General features: G+C 35.5%; 17 protein-coding genes. 10 read left to right on the plus strand and 7 right to left on the minus strand.

Annotated features, from left to right (window positions below; genetic code table 11):
• The first annotated feature begins 4 nt into the window (after positions 1 to 4).
• Positions 5 to 856 carry an aldose 1-epimerase family protein gene (locus tag NHE85_RS00095; RefSeq protein WP_252808530.1) on the plus strand — a complete coding sequence of 284 codons (852 nt, stop codon included), beginning with the start codon at positions 5 to 7 and terminating at the stop codon, positions 854 to 856.
• Positions 857 to 915: 59 nt separating this feature from the next.
• Entirely contained in the window at positions 916 to 1323 is a 408-nt protein-coding gene (locus tag NHE85_RS00100; protein ID WP_252808532.1) for a hypothetical protein, read from the plus strand.
• Positions 1324 to 1338: 15 nt separating this feature from the next.
• Here the strand turns inward: NHE85_RS00100 and NHE85_RS00105 are convergent, their stop codons facing one another.
• On the minus strand, positions 1339 to 1575 hold the full coding sequence (locus NHE85_RS00105; RefSeq protein WP_252808534.1) for a VF530 family DNA-binding protein: 237 nt from the start codon (positions 1573 to 1575) through the stop codon (positions 1339 to 1341).
• 127 nt (positions 1576 to 1702) lie between these two features.
• Here NHE85_RS00105 and smpB point away from each other — a divergent pair, with 127 nt between their 5' ends.
• Positions 1703 to 2158: an SsrA-binding protein SmpB gene (smpB, locus tag NHE85_RS00110; RefSeq protein WP_252808536.1), complete on the plus strand. Its 456-nt coding sequence runs from the start codon at positions 1703 to 1705 to the stop codon at positions 2156 to 2158.
• A gap of 20 nt (positions 2159 to 2178) precedes the next feature.
• Here smpB and NHE85_RS00115 read toward each other — a convergent pair whose 3' ends face one another.
• Positions 2179 to 2820, minus strand: coding sequence for a protein-L-isoaspartate(D-aspartate) O-methyltransferase (locus tag NHE85_RS00115; RefSeq protein WP_252808539.1), 642 nt, complete (start codon positions 2818 to 2820; stop codon positions 2179 to 2181).
• A gap of 170 nt (positions 2821 to 2990) precedes the next feature.
• Here NHE85_RS00115 and NHE85_RS00120 point away from each other — a divergent pair, with 170 nt between their 5' ends.
• From NHE85_RS00120 to NHE85_RS00150, 7 genes are all read left to right on the plus strand, one after another.
• Positions 2991 to 3956 carry a Gfo/Idh/MocA family protein gene (locus NHE85_RS00120; RefSeq protein WP_252808544.1) on the plus strand — a complete coding sequence of 322 codons (966 nt, stop codon included), beginning with the start codon at positions 2991 to 2993 and terminating at the stop codon, positions 3954 to 3956.
• A 35-nt stretch (positions 3957 to 3991) separates the two neighbouring features.
• The gene (locus NHE85_RS00125) at positions 3992 to 4882 is read left to right on the plus strand and encodes a 3-hydroxyacyl-CoA dehydrogenase family protein (protein WP_252808546.1); all 891 of its coding nucleotides are present in this window, start codon (positions 3992 to 3994) and stop codon (positions 4880 to 4882) included.
• Positions 4883 to 5000: 118 nt separating this feature from the next.
• The gene (locus NHE85_RS00130; protein ID WP_252808547.1) at positions 5001 to 6215 is read left to right on the plus strand and encodes a DUF1015 domain-containing protein; all 1215 of its coding nucleotides are present in this window, start codon (positions 5001 to 5003) and stop codon (positions 6213 to 6215) included.
• 16 nt (positions 6216 to 6231) lie between these two features.
• Positions 6232 to 6891, plus strand: coding sequence for a YggS family pyridoxal phosphate-dependent enzyme (locus NHE85_RS00135; RefSeq protein WP_252808548.1), 660 nt, complete (start codon positions 6232 to 6234; stop codon positions 6889 to 6891).
• 90 nt (positions 6892 to 6981) lie between these two features.
• The gene (locus NHE85_RS00140; protein ID WP_252808549.1) at positions 6982 to 8352 is read left to right on the plus strand and encodes an exonuclease domain-containing protein; all 1371 of its coding nucleotides are present in this window, start codon (positions 6982 to 6984) and stop codon (positions 8350 to 8352) included.
• Between the two features lie 90 nt (positions 8353 to 8442).
• The gene (gene miaA / locus NHE85_RS00145) at positions 8443 to 9372 is read left to right on the plus strand and encodes a tRNA (adenosine(37)-N6)-dimethylallyltransferase MiaA (RefSeq protein WP_252808550.1); all 930 of its coding nucleotides are present in this window, start codon (positions 8443 to 8445) and stop codon (positions 9370 to 9372) included.
• On the plus strand, positions 9359 to 10102 hold the full coding sequence (locus NHE85_RS00150) for an acyl-[acyl-carrier-protein] thioesterase (protein WP_252808551.1): 744 nt from the start codon (positions 9359 to 9361) through the stop codon (positions 10100 to 10102). The genes miaA and NHE85_RS00150 overlap by 14 nt, the downstream gene beginning before the upstream one ends.
• Positions 10103 to 10131: 29 nt before the next feature.
• On the opposite strand, the gene NHE85_RS00155 is transcribed toward NHE85_RS00150, so the two are convergent.
• From NHE85_RS00155 to NHE85_RS00175, 5 genes are all read right to left on the minus strand, one after another.
• Entirely contained in the window at positions 10132 to 10854 is a 723-nt protein-coding gene (locus tag NHE85_RS00155; protein WP_252808552.1) for a response regulator transcription factor, read from the minus strand.
• 7 nt (positions 10855 to 10861) lie between these two features.
• A complete protein-coding gene (locus NHE85_RS00160; protein WP_374676549.1) occupies positions 10862 to 12340 on the minus strand; it encodes a sensor histidine kinase in 1479 nt (492 codons plus the stop codon).
• A 101-nt stretch (positions 12341 to 12441) separates the two neighbouring features.
• Positions 12442 to 13035: a dephospho-CoA kinase gene (gene coaE / locus NHE85_RS00165; RefSeq protein WP_252808556.1), complete on the minus strand. Its 594-nt coding sequence runs from the start codon at positions 13033 to 13035 to the stop codon at positions 12442 to 12444.
• On the minus strand, positions 13035 to 14030 hold the full coding sequence (locus tag NHE85_RS00170) for a glycosyltransferase family 2 protein (RefSeq protein WP_252808557.1): 996 nt from the start codon (positions 14028 to 14030) through the stop codon (positions 13035 to 13037). Before NHE85_RS00170 ends, coaE begins: the two co-directional genes overlap by 1 nt.
• Before the next feature lie 102 nt (positions 14031 to 14132).
• Entirely contained in the window at positions 14133 to 21401 is a 7269-nt protein-coding gene (locus tag NHE85_RS00175) for a T9SS type A sorting domain-containing protein (RefSeq protein ID WP_252808559.1), read from the minus strand.
• Between the last annotated feature and the right edge of the window lie 270 nt (positions 21402 to 21671).

Here is a 21671-nt window from a genome sequence, read left to right on the forward strand (position 1 = left end):
TACGTTGAATATTACTATCACCAACCATAACCTTACGGCCCATATTAATCCTATGGGTGCAGAGCTTACATCATTAAAAGACAATGAAAACGAATATATATGGGAAGGTAATCCTGATTTTTGGGGTAAGCACTCTCCTATCTTATTTCCTATTGTAGGTACTCTGAAAAATAATACCTACGAATATAATGATAAGCAATACAACATAACACGTCATGGATTTGCAAGAGATAACAAATTTGTGGTTAAAGATCATGATAGCAGAAGCGTTACTTTTGGTTTTACATCTAACGAGGAAACTAAAAAGCAGTTCCCTTTCAATTTTGAATTAGAATTAAAATATACTTTAAAAGAAAACACGCTGTTTTTAGATTACAAAGTAAAAAATACAGGAAAAGAAACCATGCTCTTTTCTTTAGGCGCGCATCCTGCATTTGCTTTACCGGGTAATTTTGAAGATTATAATCTGCAGTTTCAGGAGAATGAAACGTTAAAAAGCAGTCAGCTTGAGAATGATCTGATTTCTGATAAAGAAATAGTAATTAAAACAAATAATGGTAAACTTCCTTTATCTTATAAGTTATTTGAAAATGACGCCCTAATATTTAAAGGTTTAAAATCTAAAACTATAGCGATAAATAAGAACGACAAAGAAGTTATAAAAGTTAGTTTTAAAGATTTTCCCCATTTGGGGATATGGACTAAAAAAAATGCTCCTTTTATATGCATTGAACCCTGGCAGGGGTTTTCAGACAGCTATAATTCATCAGGAATACTTAATGAAAAAGAAGGAATTGTGAATTTAAAACCTGACAGTGAATATAATGCCGGTTTTTCTATACAGATAATGCGTTAAATTTGCGTTTGCCACGCAACCCTGTTTTCATCTTTTCATCTATATAAAAACAAAGCAATATGAAAACTATAAAATTTAAATTCATCACACTTTTAGTAGTATTGTCAGGCATTGGTGCCGCATGCTCTGTAGATGATAACGACAATTATTGTTTCAGTTCAAGATATACTGAACCAAAATCTGTAAGCGGTCCCGAAACAACTACTGTAAACACACCTATTACTTTAAATGTGTCTTATATTCCACTGGGAACCTGCGGACAGTTTAACCGTTTTACTGAAACCGATACATTTCCAAAAGAAATTAAATTACTGGTAGATTATGTAGGATGTGACTGCCCTCCTACCGAAGAAGTTTCAATTGAGCCTTATACCTTTACCGCAACAACAGCAGGAGTATATGAATTAAAATTTCTCACTGCTAATGCAAATGCGCCTATAACTAAGACTATAACAGTTACAGAATAAATTAAAAAATCTTCCTTAAGGAAGATTTTTTAATTTAGGGAGAGTTCTTATATATAATTCCTCTACTTTTTTTCTGGCCCAATCGGTTTTACGCAAAAAGGTAAGACTGGATTTTACACTAGGATTATCATTAAAACATTTAATTTTTATAAGTTCGCCTAAAGTATCAAACCCATAAAAAGCTTCAAGATCTTCCATTATCTTTTTAAGTGTAACACCATGCAGCGGATCATTAGAAATTTTCTTTTCCATAGTGTAAATGTAGCAAATAAGCATTTTCTATACTGAATAACAAATCAAAAACATGCAAAATTTATATTAATTGTAACTTATCTTACAGTTGTAGCATTAAACTATTGTACTTACCTTTGCAAACCTTATGCAAAAAACGATTAACATATTAAATAAGAGAGCCAGGTTTGATTATGAAATAATTGAAACCTTTACAGCGGGTATTGTACTTGCCGGCTCCGAAATAAAATCCATTCGTTTGGGGAAAGCTTCTATTGCCGAAAGTTTTTGCGAATTTCACGGACACGAGCTTTTTGCAATTAATACTAATATAGAAGAGTATGCTTATAGCCGTAATTTTAGCCACGCACCTAAAAGCGAGCGAAAACTGCTACTTAATAAAAAAGAACTTAAAAGCCTTTTAAAAAGTGTTCAGAATAAAGGTTTAACTATTATTCCTTTAAAACTTTTTACAAACGAAAAAGGTATAGCTAAGCTTGATATAGGACTATGTCGCGGTAAGAAAAATTACGACAAGCGCGAAACAATGAAAGAACGCGATACTAAACGTGATATTGACAGGATTAAAAAAGAATACAAGTAAAAAAGCCTCTATGAGGCTTTTTAATTTTTATTTTCAAGCAGAGGCACAAATCTGAATTCTCCAAATTCATGCTTTTCAAACTGTGTTTCATTTTTACGGATAAGCATTGTCATTATCTGCGGATCTTCACCTACAGGTATAACCAGCCTTCCTCCTATTTTTAATTGTGCTAAAAGCGGCTTAGGAATTATAGGTGCTCCTGCCGTTACTATAATACTATCAAAAGGCGCAAAATTAGGCAACCCTTTATAACCATCGCCAAATGACAGATGTTTAGGGCGGATACCTAATTTAGGAAGCAACAAAGAAGTAGATTTAAACAGTTCGTTTTGCCTTTCTATACTATACACTTTCGCGCCCATAGCACATAAAACAGCCGTTTGATAACCCGAACCGGTTCCTATTTCAAGTACCTGATGCCCTTTTTCTACCTGTAGCAATTGAGATTGAAAAGCAACTGTATAAGGTTGTGAAATAGTTTGGCCTGCCCCGATAGGAAAAGCCTTATCCTGATAGGCATAATCTTCAAAACTGGAATTTAAAAAAAGATGGCGCGGTACTTTTTTTATTGCCTCAAGAACATTTTTATCTGTAATGCCCTTCTGCTCAAGTACTGCTGAAAGCTGATTTCGAAGTCCTTGATGTTTGGCTGTATCTTTCAATGGTAAGGGTATTAATTTCTGTAAAAATAGAAAACAATATGACATTTTCAAATCTTAAAATCTTCTTAAACCAAATATTTAATGGCTATAAAAGAAAGAAGCTTTTTTGACCGAAGCTTTTTGTTATATCAAACCAAATAGTAGTATTTTTGTTTTTAAAATATATTCTCATGCTAAAAGTTGGCGTATTGGGCGCTGGTCACCTCGGAAAAATACACCTGAGATTGCTAAACCAGTCTGAAAAATATGATCTTGTAGGTTTTTATGATCCTAACAGCGAAAACGCAGATAAGGTAGCAGCAGAATTTGGCTACTATAAATTTGAAACTATAAATGAACTTATACAAGCCGTAGATGTTGTAGATATTGTAACTCCTACTCTCTCTCATTACGATTGTGCAAAAGATGCCATACAGGCAGGAAAACACGTTTTTATAGAAAAACCTATTTCCAATACCCTTGAGGAAGCTAATGAATTAATACTGCTGGCTAAACAATATAACGTAAAGGGACAGGTAGGTCATGTAGAGCGCTTTAATCCGGCATTTATAGCGACAAAAGAAAAAATTGAAAACCCAATGTTTATAGAAACACATCGGCTTGCGGAGTTTAATCCGCGTGGTACAGATGTTCCTGTAGTATTAGATCTTATGATACATGATATTGATGTTATATTAAGCGTTGTAAAATCTAGAGTCAAATTAATTAATGCAAGCGGGGTTTCTGTTATTAGTGATACTCCAGATATTGCCAATGCCCGCATTGAGTTTGAAAATGGCTGTGTAGCCAATCTTACCTCAAGCCGCATTTCATTAAAGAACATGCGTAAATCACGTTTTTTTCAGAAGGACGCTTATATTTCTGTAGATTTTCTGGATAAAATATGTGAGGTAGTAAAAATGAAAGATGCTCCGGAAGTACCTGGAGATTTTGATATGATACTTCAAAATGCTGAAGGCATTAAAAAACAGATTTATTTTGATAATCCCGATGTGTATGCCAATAATGCTATATTAGATGAGCTTGAAACATTTGCCGATGCCATAAACAATAATACTACACCTATTGTAACACTTGAAGATGGTACTGAAGCTCTTAGAGTTGCACATCAAATTATTAATTGTTTTAAAAAATAGAGAACAAACAAACCCTACATACAAACAACAACAAAATGAAAAACATTGCAGTTATAGGTGCAGGAACAATGGGTAATGGTATTGCCCATACTTTTGCACAAAGCGGATTTAGCGTAAAACTGATTGATATCTCTGAAAAATCGTTAGATAAAGGTATGGCTACCATTGCTGCCAACCTTGACCGCATGGTTGCTAAAGGCACTATTACCGAAGAAGACAAAGCAAAAACTATAGGTAACATTATTACCTATACTGATATTAAAGACGGTGTGATTAATGCTGACCTTGTAGTAGAAGCTGCTACTGAAAACGTTGAACTTAAACTGCGTATCTTTAAAGATCTTAGTGATTTTTGTGACGAGAAAACTATTCTTGCTACAAATACATCGTCTATCTCTATAACACAAATCGCTGCTGTAACAAACAGGCAGGATAAAGTTATTGGTATGCACTTTATGAATCCGGTGCCTATTATGAAACTTGTTGAGATTATCCGTGGTTATAATACTTCTGACGAGGTTACTAAAGCTATCATGGATCTTTCTGAAAAATTGGGTAAAGTTCCGGTAGAGGTTAACGACTACCCCGGATTTGTAGCAAACCGTATCCTTATGCCGATGATCAATGAAGCTATCGAGACACTTTATAACGGTGTTGCGGGAGTTTATGAAATTGACACGGTAATGAAACTTGGTATGGCACACCCAATGGGCCCGTTACAGCTTGCTGACTTTATCGGCCTTGATGTTTGTCTTTCTATTCTTAACGTAATGTATGACGGATTTAAAAATCCTAAATATGCTCCGTGCCCACTACTTGTAAACATGGTAATGGCAGGTAAACTTGGGGTTAAATCAGGCGAAGGTTTTTATGACTATAAAGAGAGTAAAAAGGCGGAGAAAGTAGCAGCAATGTTTACTAAATAGTTTAGGTTACTTAAACAATATGTTCTGTCATTCTTAGTGAAGTGCAATGGAAATGAAGAACCTCTTCAGATTCCCCCTCTTCATAAGAATGACAGTGCTTTTTAAACAACAATAACAATTGGCAAAAATAGTTCCTTTTAAGGCAGTTCGACCGGCACGCGATAAAGTAAGCCTTGTTACATCGCGCTCGTATGACGAATACAGCCCTGCAGAACTGGCTTCACAACTGGATTATAATCCGTTCTCTTTTCTTCACATATTAAAACCTGCCTACATGAATATGCAAAAAATTGCAGCTCCTGTAAGGTTTAAATCGGTTAATACTAAATATGGAGAATATAAAGATGAACAAATACTAAAAAAAGAAGCTACGCCTGTATTTTATCTTTATGAAATACAAAGTAAAAACAGAACATATACAGGAATAATTGCAGGCACATCTATAGATGATTATAAAAATAATGTAATAAAAAAACACGAAGACACCCTGCCTTATCGTGTAGAATATTTTAAAGATTATTTACATTTAACAGGTTTTAATACAGAACCTGTACTGATAACCTATCCTGAAAACCCGGAATTAGAACAATGGATAGCTGTAAAAAAACAGAAGCGTCCGCTTTATTTGTTTACATCTTTAAACAGGGAAAAACATGTACTTTGGCGTATTAAAGATGAAGGCGAAATTAAATGGCTTCAAAAGCAATTTGAAAATATAGAAAGCCTGTATATAGCAGACGGCCATCATAGGTCTGCATCTGCGGAAATGCTATATGAACAGGATAAAGCATCGGGAAATGAAAACCTCAACTATTTTATGAGCTTTCTGATATCTGAAAATGATCTTAAAATATACGAATATAACAGGATTATACACGATCTGAACGGGTTGACAAAAAACCAGTTCATCAATGCACTTGCAAAAGATTTTATAGTAGAAAATAAAGCCCAGGAACTTTGGAAACCCGAAGAAAAATTTAGCTTCGGGATGTATCTGGATGGTGAGTTTTATGCATTAAAATTAAAAGATACAAAATTTGACTCCGTTCTTGAAGCATTGGATGCACAAATACTTTATGAAAAAGTGCTTCATCCATTATTAGGAATTACCGATCTTCGTAATGATACAAGAATAGAATACATACCCGGCAGCAGACCTATTACTACCATAAAACAAATGATTGATGAAACTGAATTTGAAGTTGGTTTTATGCTGTTTCCTGCAAGTATTAATGAAATAAAAGACCTTGCTGACAATAACCTTATTATGCCGCCAAAAAGCACATATATTGAGCCTAAATTTAGGAGTGGGCTGGTTATGTATGAGATATAAATAAATTAAATAGACCATGTCGATAGAATCTAATCTTAATGAAATAAAATCTTCCTTACCACCTTACGTAACTCTTGTAGCGGTAAGCAAGACCAAACCTGTACCCGACCTTATGGAAGCCTACAATGCCGGACAACGCATTTTTGGAGAGAATAAAATTCAGGAAATGGCAGGTAAATATGAGGAGATGCCTAAGGATATCGAATGGCACATGATAGGTCACGTACAAACCAATAAGGTAAAATACATGGCACCTTTTGTGAGCCTAGTACATGGTGTTGACAGCCTGAAGCTATTGGCAGAAATAAATAAACAGGCAAAGAAGAATAATCGTGTTATTAATTGTTTATTACAGATACACATTGCTGAAGAAGAAACAAAATTTGGGATGGATGAAAAAGAATTGAATGAACTTTTATCTTCGGATGAATTTAAGCTATTTCAAAATATAAAAGTTACAGGACTTATGGGAATGGCAACTTTTACTGAAAACGAAGATCAGATACGAAAAGAATTTATGCATTTAAAAACTATTTTTAACAGCTTAAGTGCCTTGTCAACGCATAACTGTCAACTGTCAACTTTATCTATGGGCATGAGCGGAGATTATACTATTGCTGTAGAATGTGGCAGTACCATGGTGCGCATAGGCAGCAGCATTTTTGGACACAGATAATTTATTTTAATAATTTTGAACCTAACAGAATAGTTTAAATTTACGTACTTTGTACCCTTAAACCTATAACCCTAAACCGTAAACTTTTTTTTGTACGCGATACTTGACATAGAAACTACTGGCGGACAGTATAATGAAGAAGGGATTACCGAAATTGCCATTTATAAGTTTGATGGGCATGAAGTAGTAGACCAGTTCATAAGCCTTATAAACCCTGAAAAAACCATTCAGCCATTTGTTGTAAAACTAACCGGTATAAATAATGCCATGCTGCTTAGTGCACCTAAGTTTTATGAAGTGGCAAAGCGCATTATAGAAATAACCGAAGGGTGTATTATTGTAGCACATAATGCGCAGTTTGATTATAGGGTGTTAAGAACAGAATTTAAAAATCTTGGATACGACTTTGAAAAGCAAACACTTTGTACCGTAGAACTTTCTCAAAAATTATTGCCTGAACAAAAATCACACAGCCTGGGCAAACTGGTTCGTGCATTAGGAATTCCTATGAGCGACAGACACCGTGCTACCGGGGATGCTATGGCTACTGTTCAGTTATTTAAACTGCTACTCTCTAAAGACACAGAAAAAGAAATACTTACCAGCCTTATAAAAACGGAAACAAAAAAAGGAATTTCACCAAAACTTATGGATCTGGTTGAAAGACTTCCTTCAGTTACCGGGCTGTACTATATTTATAAAGAAAATGGCGATCTTATTTACATTGGTAAAAGCAAGAATATTAAAAAAAGAGTTAATCAGCATTTTACCAGTGTTGCCAGAAAATCAAAAAAGCTACAGCGTGAGGCTTTTTCGGTACAATATGAAGAAACTGGCAGCGAATTGATTGCCTTACTTAAAGAATGCCAGGAAATAAAAGTAAATAAGCCTGTTTATAACCGTGCGCTTAAAAAAACTGTTTTCCCCTGGTCACTTTATGCCGAAAAAGACGAACATGGCTACATTTGCCTTAAAATACAAAAAACCGACAATCGTAAAAAAGAAATAGTTTCTTTTCCGGGCATTGTTGAAGGAAGAAATGCCTTTTTTGCAATTATTGATAAATATAGGCTTTGCCAAAAAATCAATGAAATTGAAATTTCGGGTAATGACAAGCCACACTGCTTTGCTTATGAACTGAATAATTGCAATGGTGCCTGTATTGGTAAAGAAACTCCACAGGATTACAATGTTCGTGTTATGGAATTTATAAATAATAATAGTTTTCATAACCAAAGCATGATAATTATAGACAGAGGCCGCACTATAGATGAAAGAAGTGCAGTGCTTATAGAAAAAGGAGCTTACAAAGGTTATGCTTTTTTCAATTTAAATTATCAGGTAACAAAAATAGATATTCTTAAAAACATTCTTATTCCGATGGAAAATAATAAGGATGCAAAAAAGATCATCCAAAGTTATTTACGAAAAAAGAGAGGCTTAAAAATAGTGCACCTCTGATAGTTTCTTTATTTTTGATACTGCTTGTTTATAAACAGCTGTTTTCACCGAACTGAGTAATAAATTTTATCATTCTTCAGTACAATTTCAATGAGTGCGCTTTCTCCAAAAAAAAATCTTATTACAATTATTGGCCCTACAGCTATAGGAAAAACTTCGCTTGGTATAGAAATAGCCAGTCATTTTAAATGTGATATTATTTCAGCTGACAGCCGGCAGTTTTTTAAAGAAATGACTATTGGTACTGCCGTACCTTCAAAAGAAGAACTTAAAGCGGCTAAACACCATTTTATACAAAATAAAAGCATCTTTGAAGAATATACTGTTGGTGATTTTGAACGTGAAGTCATAAACAAACTCGATGAGCTTTTCGCAGCCAACGATTATGCAGTTATGGCAGGCGGATCAGGGTTATATATAGATGCCGTACTAAAAGGATTTGACGATTTTCCGGATATCGATATATCAGTAAGAGAGCAATTAATTGCAAAATATGAAGAATTTGGGATTCAATATCTTCAGCAGGAACTCGAAAGACTTGATCCCATACATTATGAGAACGTAGCAAAAGAAAATCCGCAACGGCTTATGAGAGCCCTTGAAGTTTGTATAGGTTCCGGCAGGCCTTACTCCTCTTTTCTCAATATAAAAAAAAACAGCCGCAACTTTACTTCTATAGTAATTGGACTTGAAGCTGACAGGGAAATTATGTATAACAGGATTAACCAACGGGTTGATATTATGATTGAATCAGGCCTTGAAGAGGAAGCACGGGAACTATACCCAAATAAAAAATTAAATGCACTTCAAACCGTAGGTTACCGGGAATTGTTTAATTATTTTGACGGGGAGTTTTCAAGGGACTTTGCTATTGAAGAAATAAAGAAAAATACACGTCGTTTTGCTAAGAGGCAGATGACATGGTTTAAACGCAATGAAGCCGCAAAATGGTTTAATTTTACAACACCACCTGATGAAATTATTAACTACATAGAAACACAAACGCATGCCAATATCTAGCAAATTTACATCGGTATATTCACAGGACTGGGAAATAAATTTTTTGCAATGCACACCAAACGGGTTACTTAAACATACCGAACTATGTAACTTATTACAGCTTACAGCCGGCTCACATGCTGAACTGGGCGGATTGAGCTTTACCGATATGCAGGAGCATGATCAGGCTTGGGTTTTAAGCCGTATGCGTGTTGAAATTGATGAATTGCCTAAGTGGCGTGACACAGTTACCGTAAAAACCTGGATATATGATCTTCAGGGTTCACGCTCTATACGTGCACTTGAAATGTACATAGGCGAAAAAAAGATAGCAGGCTCCGTTAGCTACTGGGCAGTTTTTAATACAAAACTGAGAAAAGCTGAAGCTTTAGCTTTGCCTCATGAGCATTTTGAAAAATTCCCTGAAAAAGAATCTACAAAAGAGTCATTTAAAAGGATAAACCTTTTGCGAGACAACATTTCCCTTGCAATGGAAAAGAAAGTAGTATTTTCTGATCTTGATATTGTTTCTCATGCTAACAATGTAAAGTACCTTGAATGGTGCCTTGATACTGTAGATCCACGTCCTGTTCTAAAACAGCAGCTAAAAAGTTTTGATATGAATTATATGCGTGAACTTATGCTTGGAGATGAAATAAAAATACATACCGCGACTGAGGATAATCAAACATTTTTCTCGGTCAGCAAAGAAGATAAACCAAGTTTTGCACTCGAGTTGAACTGGAAATAAAAATGCCCCTGTTATCAGGGGCATTTTTATTATTTTTCTTCAGCTACCTTGTTCTTAACAACAAGTCTGAAGCCTTCACCGTGGATATTCAGTATTTCTACATCTTCGTCCGGTTTCAGATATTTCCTAAGCTTTGCTATGTAAACATCCATACTCCTGGAAGTAAAGTAGTTATCGTCTCTCCATATTTTTGTAAGTGCTAATTCTCTTGGCATTAAATCATTTTCATGAAGTGCAAGCATTTTTAGCAGCTCATTTTCCTTAGGTGATAATTTTATTGGTTCATCATTATCAAAAGTAAGAAATCTTAATTTTGAATTAAGGTGAAACTTACCGATCTGGAATTCAAATTTAGAGTTATCAGTTTTTGTTTCCGATGCTTTTCTCTGAATAATTGCTTTAATTTTCATCAGCAGGACTTCAGAGTCAAAAGGTTTATTAAGGTAGTCATCCGCTCCAACTTTATAACCTTTTAAAACATCTTCCTTCATAGATTTTGCCGTAAGGAAAATGATAGGCACTTCCTTATTCTTTTCTCTTATTTCCCTTGCAAGTGTATATCCGTCTTTGTAAGGCATCATAACATCAAGAATACACAGATCAAAATTATCCTTCTTGAATTTTTCGAAACCTTCCATTCCGTTTTTAGCTAGTGTAACATCAAAATCGTTGATTAACAAATAGTCTTTCAGTACGGCCCCAAAGTTTGGATCGTCCTCAACTAAGAGAATCTTTTTGTTTGCTTCTTCCATATTTTTTTTAATTAATTAATGGCATTTTTATTATAAAGGTGCTCCCCTTTCCTTTCTCGCTTTCCACATAAATGTGGCAATTATGATCTTCTATAATTCTTTTAACATAGGCCAGTCCTAAGCCATGCCCTTTCACATTATGTATATCTCCTGTATGCTCTCTGTAAAACTTCTCAAAAATCCGCTTTTGAGTAACTTTAGACATACCTAATCCGTTATCTTTTATTTTAATAAGAATAAAATCCTTTACATTCTCAGTATAAATATCTATAACGGGCTCATCAGGAGAATATTTGATAGCATTATCTAAAATATTAACAAGAACATTTGTAAAATGTACATCATTTAGCAATGCAGTTGTTCTCTGTGCATCAAAATGTCTTGTTAGGCTTCCCTGTCTTGCTTCTATAATTAAATATACATGTTCTATTGCCTCTTCAATAATATCATGAATGTCTGCCTGGTCTTTGGTAATCTCAAGTTCTTTTCTGTCCAGTTTAGAAATCTGGAGTACATTTTCAACCTGGGCATGCATTCTTTTGTTCTCGTCCCTTATCATTTGCAGGTAGCGCTGTACCTTCTCACCATCATTAAATATTTTTGGGTTCTTTATAGCATCCAATGCAAGGTTAATTGTTGCAATAGGCGTTTTGAACTCATGTGTCATATTATTAATGAAATCAGTTTTTATTTCTGATATCTGTTTTTGTTTTATCAACTGATTAATAGCGCTTAAATAAGCAATTATGATAATCAGGGTAAATATTATAGACAACAATGTAATACCAAATATTGACCGAAACAAAAATGTTTCCTTTTTGGGAAAATTTATTAATAATGCAAATCTTGGACCTTCATCATCTTCGAAAATCTTATGATCCTGGATATTTTCAAGATAGCTGAAATTCTTCGACTTTATTTTTGTAGGCATATCATTCTTGAATATAGCAAACTCAAAATCTATACCAACCTTTTTGTCTTCAAGCTCTTTCGCTATCATTTCACGAACTTTTTCAGTAGAAAGCCACGATTCAACTGAATTATACTCTCCAAAGTCTCTTAAATACAGCTTTTCTTTAACTACTCTTGCCTGTTCAATACTATTAGCCTCTTTCCCCGATATACTCTTACCGGTGTTTAGTTTTTGTTCAGGAACTTTTTTTTCTTTATCTCCCAGACTGTCAAAGCTAATATCCCTATAATCTTTTCCTGTTAAACGGTCAGAATAAATAACGTTCGAAAGATCTTTATTCTTACTGTATTCGTATAAGGAATATAAATCTACCCGTGAAGGCTTGTGCCCTGTACTATCTTCATAATTCTCAAAGATCTCTCTAAATTTTTCTTCTTCTTCTGCCCTTATTTTAAATGATGTTTTTTCAAGGACTTCCTGTATATTATATTGGAATTGTTCACCACTTGTTTTTAAAGATGAATTTACCCAATAAAGCTGTACCAGTATTATACCTACAAGAGATAAACTCATAAAAAAAACCAGTAAGCGAAACCTTGTCTTATTCATCGATACAAAATTAACATTTTAACATTTAAAGCTTAAATATATTAACCAAACATTAACATCAGTCCTTATTTTTCCATTTTATTTAGAATTTTAAGGATTTCGTCTGCTTTATTAAGTGCTGTTTTTAAATCATCATTAATAATAATAAAATCACTTAAAGCAGCCTTTTTTTCATCATCCCACTGAGCTGTCATACGTTCCAAAACTTTCTCTCTGGTAGTATTATCCCTTTCCATCACACGTTTTATTCTTACCTCTTTTGGTGCAGTAACCAGTATTATTTTATCGCAGTCTTTATAACTCCCACTCTCAAATAGTATTGCAGCTTCACGAATTATAAATTTAGCGTTGCTGTGCTGCTTCATCCAGGCTTTGAAATGCTTTAGGACCTTCGGATGTATAATACCATTAAGAATTTGAAGCTTGTCATGTTCTTTAAAAACCAGTGCAGCAATTTTTGCCCTATCCGGAAGCCCATCGGTAAAAACAGATTCTCCAAAAGCTTCTTTTACCTCTTTAATAACTTCCGGTGTAAATAATATTGCCTTAGCTTCTTCGTCAGCTATGTATAACGGGACGCATTTGGATTTAAAAAAGTTGGCTATGGTTGTTTTTCCACTACCAATTCCTCCGGTAAGTCCAATAAGTTTTGTTGCCATTACTTAAAAAATAATTCAGGGAAAGCTTTTTTTGGATCATTTTTTAAAACATGAACCAATATAAATGATTTTAAATACCCGCTGCCATATCCATAAAACTGAATCAATACTGCAATAACAGACAGTCCCCCTATTTTTATACTTTTATTTTGAGCTGATGATACACTAAATATCAAAACTATGTACAAAATATAAAGATATAGAAAGAAATACACATTAATTAACAATAAGATAAGAGAACCTGCCAATCCAAGTATAAAAAAAGAAGGAAAAAGAAAAGTGACTTTTTTATATTCAGGATGCCATAAATCCAGTATAGGCCTTGCCTTACCAAATTTATTTACCTGTTTTTTAAATTTTTCCCAGTCTATTCTTCTTTTATGATATACAAAAGAATCTGTAAACAATTTGGTCGCATATCCAAGCTTCCATAATCTTATAGACAAATCAGGATCTTCTCCCGGGTGTATATGGCCAAAACCACCGGATGCTTCAAAAGCCTGCTTAGAAAGCCCCATATTAAAACTTCTCGGCTGAAATTTCTCTATCGTTTCAGAGTTTCCTCTTATTCCTCCTGTAGTAAGAAATGATGTCATAGAAAAGTTAATTGCTTTCTGAACCTCGCTAAAAGAATCCAATGCGGCATCAGGCCCACCAAAACAATCTACATAATTATTCACGAGATTTTTGTTTACACTTTCCAGATAATGAGGAGGAATTATACAATCCGAATCTAATATTATAAAATAATCACCTTTAGCAATTCTCATCCCATAGTTTCTCGAATCACCAGGGCCACTATTTTCTTTATAGTAGTATGATATATTTAGTCTGTCAGCATACCTGTCAACTACATTTTTGCAGTCGATAGCAGAGCCGTCTTCAATAATTACAATTTCATATTCACCTTTAAATGTTTGCAGGGTAAGGCTTTCCAAAAGTTCTTCTATCTCATCAGGCCTATTGAATACAGGAATAATTAATGACAATAACATGAGTTCAATTTTTTAACAAAGTTACTCTTAAAAATAAAAAAGCCACCATAAAATGGTGGCTTTAATTTTTAACCTTAAGAATTATCTTTCGGTCATATTCAATTATTGTTTTTTAATAACCTTAATTGTTTTTACAGTATTGCCTGCAGTTACATTAACCACATAAGCACCATCTGCAAGAGAAGACATATCTAACTTAACTTCTGCAGTATTAGGATTTTGATTAACAACCAATTGTCCTAATAAATTAAATACCGTAACAGAAGTTATTTCTGTAGAGTAAGAAAGGTTTAATACATCTTTAACCGGGTTTGGATAGAAATCAAATGCTTTAACATCAAAACCTTCTCTTCCAAGTACAATATCTACCATTACAGTATATATACCTGTACTTGTACAGTTACCTACCGTCTGCGTAGCATAATATGTTGTACCCTGTGTAAGCTGCATATCTGAAGATAAAGGATTAGTACCAGCCATAGCATCTTCTTCAGATGCATACCATGTTACTGTTCCTCCTTCAATCAGACCAGCCATAAGATCTTCAACTGTAACATCTGACGCTACATCACCGTTAATAGTTTGTGTAGCCTCTCCTGTAGGAGCCGGTACATTTGCTATAGTAATAGTGAACATATTTTCATCAGAACATACAACATTCACACCTTCTTCAGCATATACATATAATGTAGTATCTTCAGTTATAACAGTACCTGCAGCAATTTCAGTTCCCTGACCATTACTTTCAGTAAAGTAAGCACCACTAACCAATTCAGGAAGTGTATACTCTGAACATTCATTTACATTTTCAGGAGCATCGGCAACTACATTATATACAACTGCAGTTACACCTAATCTTGTCATCCCTTCACAACCATTAATAGTCTGAGAAGCATAGTACATTGTACCATCAACAAGAGTAGTTTCTGCTGTAAGCATATTTCCGTCGGTTTCAGCATCATACCATGTAATGTTATCGCCTGTAACCATAAGATCAGCAATAGTTGCAGAATTACAGAATTCCTGCTCATCATCACCTGTTGGAGCAGCAGTAACATTAATAGTAGCTGTTACCATACCTCTTATTAAACCTTCACATCCGTCAACCGTTTGAGAAGCATAATACATCATACCGTCAACAAGAGCAGTAGAAGCATCTAAAGCATTTCCTCCTGTTTCAGCATCATACCACATAATTTCAGCACCATTAGGCATTAAGTCTGCCACTGTAGCTGAATTACAAAATGTTTGTTCTGCATTATCAATTGCCGGAGCAGCAACTACATTAATGTTAGCTGTTACCATACCTCTTAAAAGCCCTTCACAACCATTAATTGTTTGTGAAGCATAGTAAGACATTCCGTCAACAAGAGCAGCAGAAGCATCTAAAGCATTACCACCTGTTTCAGCATCATACCATGTAATACCTTCGCCATTAGGCATTAGGTCTGCTACTGTTCCTGAGTTACAGAATGTTTGTTCTGCATTATCAATTGTTGGAGCAGCAGTTACATTAACTGTAACAGCAACCATAGTTCTTGCTGCACTCTCACATCCATCTACTGTTTGAGAAGCATAGTAATTACCACTTGCCAAAGTAGCAGCAGGATCTAAAGCAGTGCCACCTGTTGCTACATTATACCAGTTAATGTTATCATCATTAGGCATTAAATCCGCCACTGTACCTAAATTACAAAATGTTTGCTCTGCATTTTCGATTGCCGGAGCAGCAACTATAGTAATATTAGGAGTAAGCATAGTTCTAAGTACGCTCTCACATCCATTAACGGTCTGAGATGCATAATATGGAGTATCATCTACTAACGCTGTTGTAGATGCTAAAGCATTGCCGCCTGTAGCTGCAGCATACCATTTAATTGCTGTACCAGTAGCCATTAGGTCTGCAATAGTACCTGCATTACATACTTCCTGTATAGGTGCAGCAACTGTAGGAGCAGGTGTAATTACTAATGTAATATCAACTGTTTTAACTCTCTCACAACCTAATGCAGTAGTTACAGTTGCATTATATGTAATATCTGCAGTAGGTTTAGTGTAAACTGTCGCAACGCTTTGTCCTGTATAAGCCACAGTAGCAGCTGCATCAGTAAATAGATTTGTGACAGGAGACCACACAACAGTATTGTTTGGATTGAATCCAAAAACTATATTAGGCCTTAAATTAGATGCAGAATCTATACTAAAACTAGTAAGAGCATCATAACTCTCAAGACCAGCAGGAGTAACACTATCCTTTGCTCCTGTATATACACTATTAAATGTTGTTTCTGTAGTATTGGTTGTGGTACCACTACCGTTACCACTATTACCCTGATTATGGGCTATTTCGACAATAAGGTTGCCTCCAGTCCATATGTATGGAGTAGTAAGCGTAAATGGTACTAATCCTGTAGCTCCATCTGTTGGAGTATAACTCATGTTATAAACAGTTGTTAATGTAGCCGAAGAAACAAAACCACCTGTTGTGTTCTGATTAGAAGTTGTACCAATTTTTATCCTGAAATCATTTAATGTGTTTGCTTCTGAAGCATTAAAATCAAAAGAAAGTGTACTTATTGTTGAGCCTGGCATTAAACCCTGAGCGTTAAGCTCTTCTGCTGTAAACAATATCTGCGTTTTAGTACCACCATAGTAGGCACTAAACGGATTTGGATAAGATGTTGTACCAGGAGCTGTTGTACCATTACCTATAGCAGCAGATAAAGCCCCAACAGCATTAGTTAATGTAAGAGGCTGGGTTGATTCCTGACAAACTGATGTTGCAGGCGTAATTGTTATTGCCGCTGAAGGCTGTAGATTTACACCAACGTTTACCACTACAGGTTCTGCATTACATAAAGCCCCTGAAGATTGAGAAGCCTGTAATGTATACGTTGTAGAAGTTGTAGGATTAAACACCCATCCTGTTGCAGCAGTTCCTGTAACACCAGCTGATGGTGTCCATACATAAGTATCATAATCCGCAGCACCTGTTAAAATTGTTACCGCTGTAGTAGACTGACCTTCGCAAATTACTGCAGGATCAGGGCTTAATGTTAAAGCTGGCGGTGTATTTACCGTAGCTAAAACCGGAACCCTTGCTGAACCACATCCAATCTGGCCCGCTAGCATAACATTCAACCTTTTAGTTGAAAGAGTGCCTGTTTCTGCAGTTGTATTTGTTGCATAAAGCAACATATTAGCCGTAGTAGCAGTATAATAGGTACGTGCATTATTAATATCATTAGCACCATCATGACTTACTTCTATCAATATAGATGATGTACCATCCCATGCATAAGGTGTACTAAATGTAATCGTTTGAAGTCCTGAAGCCGTATGGGTATAGGTTTGTGGACCATACACAGTAGTAAGACCTTCAGTTACAAATGTTGAAGATGTAATTGAATTGCCTGTACCCGGTCCCATCCTAACAGTAAAGTTATCATTACTGGCACCATCACCTAATGTTGTAATATCAAATGTTAGAGATGTTATATTACCTGCACTAAGCCCAAAAGCTTCAAGTTCATTGGCTGTATATAAAATTTGCATTTTATAGCCACTCCAACGGTTACAAAAAGCTGTTGGCTGTTCTGTATCACCTGTTAAAGTTGTATCTGTACCGGTTGTTATAGAACCCGGACTTGAAGTAACCGCAGATGCGTAAAAAGTTGTAGTTGAATTTATAGTAGGTGTAGTAAATGCAGTGCCAGATCCTAAAAGGTTACCACCTGTAATAGCATCATACCATTTTATAGTTGCATTAGCAGTTCCTGAAGCATTTAAAACAACAGTACCTGCTCCACATCTTGTAGCCCCTGTAGAATCTGTAACGCCATTAGGGAATGTTATTTGTACCGGAGCAGAGGTTCCGGTTGCAGGACCATCTGTACAAGTAACATTTACTCTGTAATATAGTGCAGCTGTTGGAACAGTTGTATATGTTGCGTTAGTTGCATTCTCAATATCAGTATAAGTAACGCCATCAGCAGAACTCTGCCATTGATAAACAACTCCTGAACCGGCAGTAGTATTCTGTGTAGAAAAAGTTACTGAAGTTCCCTGACAGATATTATTTGCTGATGCAATAGTATTTCCGGGAGCCGGAGTACCTGAACAGCTATTAGAATCAGCAAAAGAAAGGAATCCTGTAAAATTAGCTGCAGCTAAAGCATTATTAGACTGTGTAGTATTTGGAGTACCAGCTGTAAAGGTAGCGATACTTCCAAAAGAACTTGCATAAGCACCATCTGCAGCAGCAGCCATTACAGGAATACTTGTTGCTACAATATTTGCATCACCAACTCTCACTTTAATATCGGTAATAACACCTGAAACAACAGGTGTTTCCCATCTTCTGTCTGCAGTTAGATTAATAATAGAAGGGTCTAATGTTCCTGTATTACTATCAAAAGCTTCTGCTTTCATTACCGTTACTTCAGTAGTTGTGGGAGCAAGGAAAACAGGAGCAAAAGCAGCTTTACCAACCGGGAAAGCAATATAATTAGTATTTGCGTTTCCTGAAGCAATCGTTCTTGCTAAAGGTCCGTTAACATAAGCAGTAGCACTGCTGCCTGATAATGATCCCTGAGCTGTAGCAGTTCCTAAAGTAAGTAAGTTTACATTCGAAGTATTAACCATACCTGATGTTAAAGTAAGCGTACCACTAACTGAAAGAGGAACACTTAATGTAACTCCTGATGCATTGGAATTATTTACAGTTAATGAATTTAAATTAGCCGTAACAGATGCAGGTGTTTCGTTATTTGCAAAAATTCCGGTTCCTGAAATTGTTTGAGCATTTGTACCTGCAGCAGCAGTTCCATTTAAAAAGGTTGCTAAACTAAGAGTTCCGGTATTTACAAATAAACCGTTATTAACTATATTTCCTGCAACACGTACTACTTTACCATTATCACGAAACTCACTATTAGCATTAACAGTTAAATTACCGTTTATACCATAGTCATAAGAAGATGTAATGAACCTGTTAGTACCTGCGCCAGAATCTATAATTATATTATTAAATGTAATTCTGTTTGAACCTGCAAAAGTATTTATGCGGAAACCATAAGTAGAGCCTCCTGCATCAGTTGATGTACCATTACCTAAACGTAATGTATGACCTGTTGTAACATCTACATTCTGTGTACTGTTTGTATAAGTAATTGTATTTGAAGACGAGCTGTTAGCGTGAGGGTCAACAATAGTTAATGTACCGCCAGTCCAGTTTATAAATTGTGAGCTTAACTGAACAATTGATGTTCCTGATGCAACTGAATTTGCTGCATCTCCGGCTGCATTTCCATCAACAATTATATCTCCGCCACTTTGGTTGAAAATAGAACCCGAAGTATTATTTAAATTACCATTAATTGTAAGTGTACCTCCTGTAACTGTAAGTGTACCGCTATTTGTAAGTGTATTATTAAATAACGTACAGCCAACTGTTAGATCTCCTGAAGAAACAACTAATGTTCCACCTGAAGCTATACTAACATTTTTTGCATTATTTCCGGCAGAATTTACTGTAACAGTCATACCAGAGCCAATAACAACAACGTCATTACAAGCAGGTACAGTACCTTTATTCCAGGTTGCGGCTGAATTCCAGTCACCACTTGATACGCTTGTAAATGGCACATCTGCAGCGTTTACACCTAAGTATAAACCTGTAGAAGAGGTTAAATCTGCAATAGATATATTACTTCTTTGAGCAGCTGCCAACGAACCTGTAGCTACATTGGTACCACTTAATGCCGCATTCTGCCCAACTACTCTACTGTTAGAGTTTATAGGATAGTAAGCACCTGGCGCAAATATTGTTACCCATGCAGAAGCTTCTGCTGTTGGATTGCCCTCTGTAGTTACCACAAAATTACTATTTGTTCTGTCGGTAACAGTATAAGCTCCGTCAGCAATGCTTAAGCCATATGTTAATCCAGCAACCTCATTATAGGTAACTCCATAAGTACCTCCTGCTGTTGGAGTAGTTCTTCCTAAAAGTAAAATTCTTTGTGAACCACCTGCAGTATAAAAAGGATATCTGCCTGAAGAAGAAGAAGGAACAGATGTAGGCCCTGAAGTTGTATAACCAGTTCCTGAAGCCGTCCACCATCTTACAAATTTACCTCCCGGCATAAAGCCTCCATTGGTAATTGTAAAAGTATTTCCTGCTGAAGTAGCACTTGTTCCGTAAGTAAGCTTATTAGAACCTAAGTTTATTTTAGCATTAGAAATATTAAGATTATAATCAACACTTAAGTTGTTAAACTGCCAGTTAATATTTGGTATAGATGGACTCGTATTATTAAAAACAAGATTTCTAATTACATTATTAACAAAAGATCCGGTTCCACTTAAAGTTTGAACTCCAGATCCGTTAAATGTAAGATTACCACTTGAAGTTGAACCTACAGAAACGTTCATAGAGCCATCATTCACAATATTACCTGATACAAACAAGGTTTTTCCTGTTGTTCCTTCGTAAACATTTACAGCTCCTGCGGCACCAACATTAAGATTGCCCGCAATTGTAAAAGATGATGGTGTAGAACCATAATTTAAAACACCATTTACAGTTGTATTTGGCGAACCCTGACCAGCAGCATCAATTGTAACAGTATGCCCAGCCGCAATTGTAACACTACTATCAAAAGTTGTAGGTACAGCATTTAGATTCCATGTAGATGGAGAAGACCAGTTTCCTGATGCAACTGAAACAAAATTTCCAGGAAGACTAGAAGTTAAAGAAATATTATCAATAGCTGCAGGAGGCTGAGCTCCGTCACTTGTATCACTTTTCCAGCTAAAAATAAGCCTGAAAGTTGTGCCTGCCAAAGATGAAGGCAGATAATAATTTGCTGTCTGAGAAGTTCCCTGAAGGTTACCGTTGCCTATAAAGGTAGCTCCGGAAATTCCTGCCGGAACTAGTGTAGCCCCACTTCCAGGATGAGTATTAACACCAACAGGTGTTATTGTTGTAGGTGCAATAAATACCTGCCATAAATCCCAGGTACTTTCTCCCTGACCATACCAATTAAAACTTAATTGAATTTTTGATTCACCTGCAGGTACAGTTATGTCCCTGTAAAAGTAATTAGTACATGGGGCAGCATTGTCATAAGCATGCGTTGTACCCGATGTACTTGATACATAAGCAACATTGCCGGTCAAAGAACCCTGAGCAGCAACAGACCCTACATACCAGGGGTTGTTGGCAGAATTGGAAGCGGTCCATCCGTTTGCGGTAAACGTAGCTCCGTTAGCGAAGCCTCCATCACCTGAAGGATCAACCAGTACCGTCTGCCCATACCCAACCGTAATAACGGAGAGTAAGAATGCAATTAGTAAAGTAATTTTTTTCATAAAATGATTAATTAATTAAAAGTTAATAAAAGTAAAAATTTTAAGTATGCTTATTACAACACATTGTTAAATAGTTATATTTTTACACATAATTAAACAATACTGTAATTTTATTGATTAAAAATTATAAAAACAGAATTTTTAAAACACTTTTTAAACAACAATCAAAAAAATTTCACAAAACGCAAACGTTTTTAGTTGTTGTATTTACACTTTAATATTACATTTTATATATAAAAAAACCCCTTAAAGGGGCTTTTTGTTATTTAT

The sequence above is a fragment of the Flavobacterium sp. NRK1 genome, assembly GCF_024054175.1.
In the GTDB taxonomy this organism is placed as follows: domain Bacteria; phylum Bacteroidota; class Bacteroidia; order Flavobacteriales; family Flavobacteriaceae; genus Flavobacterium.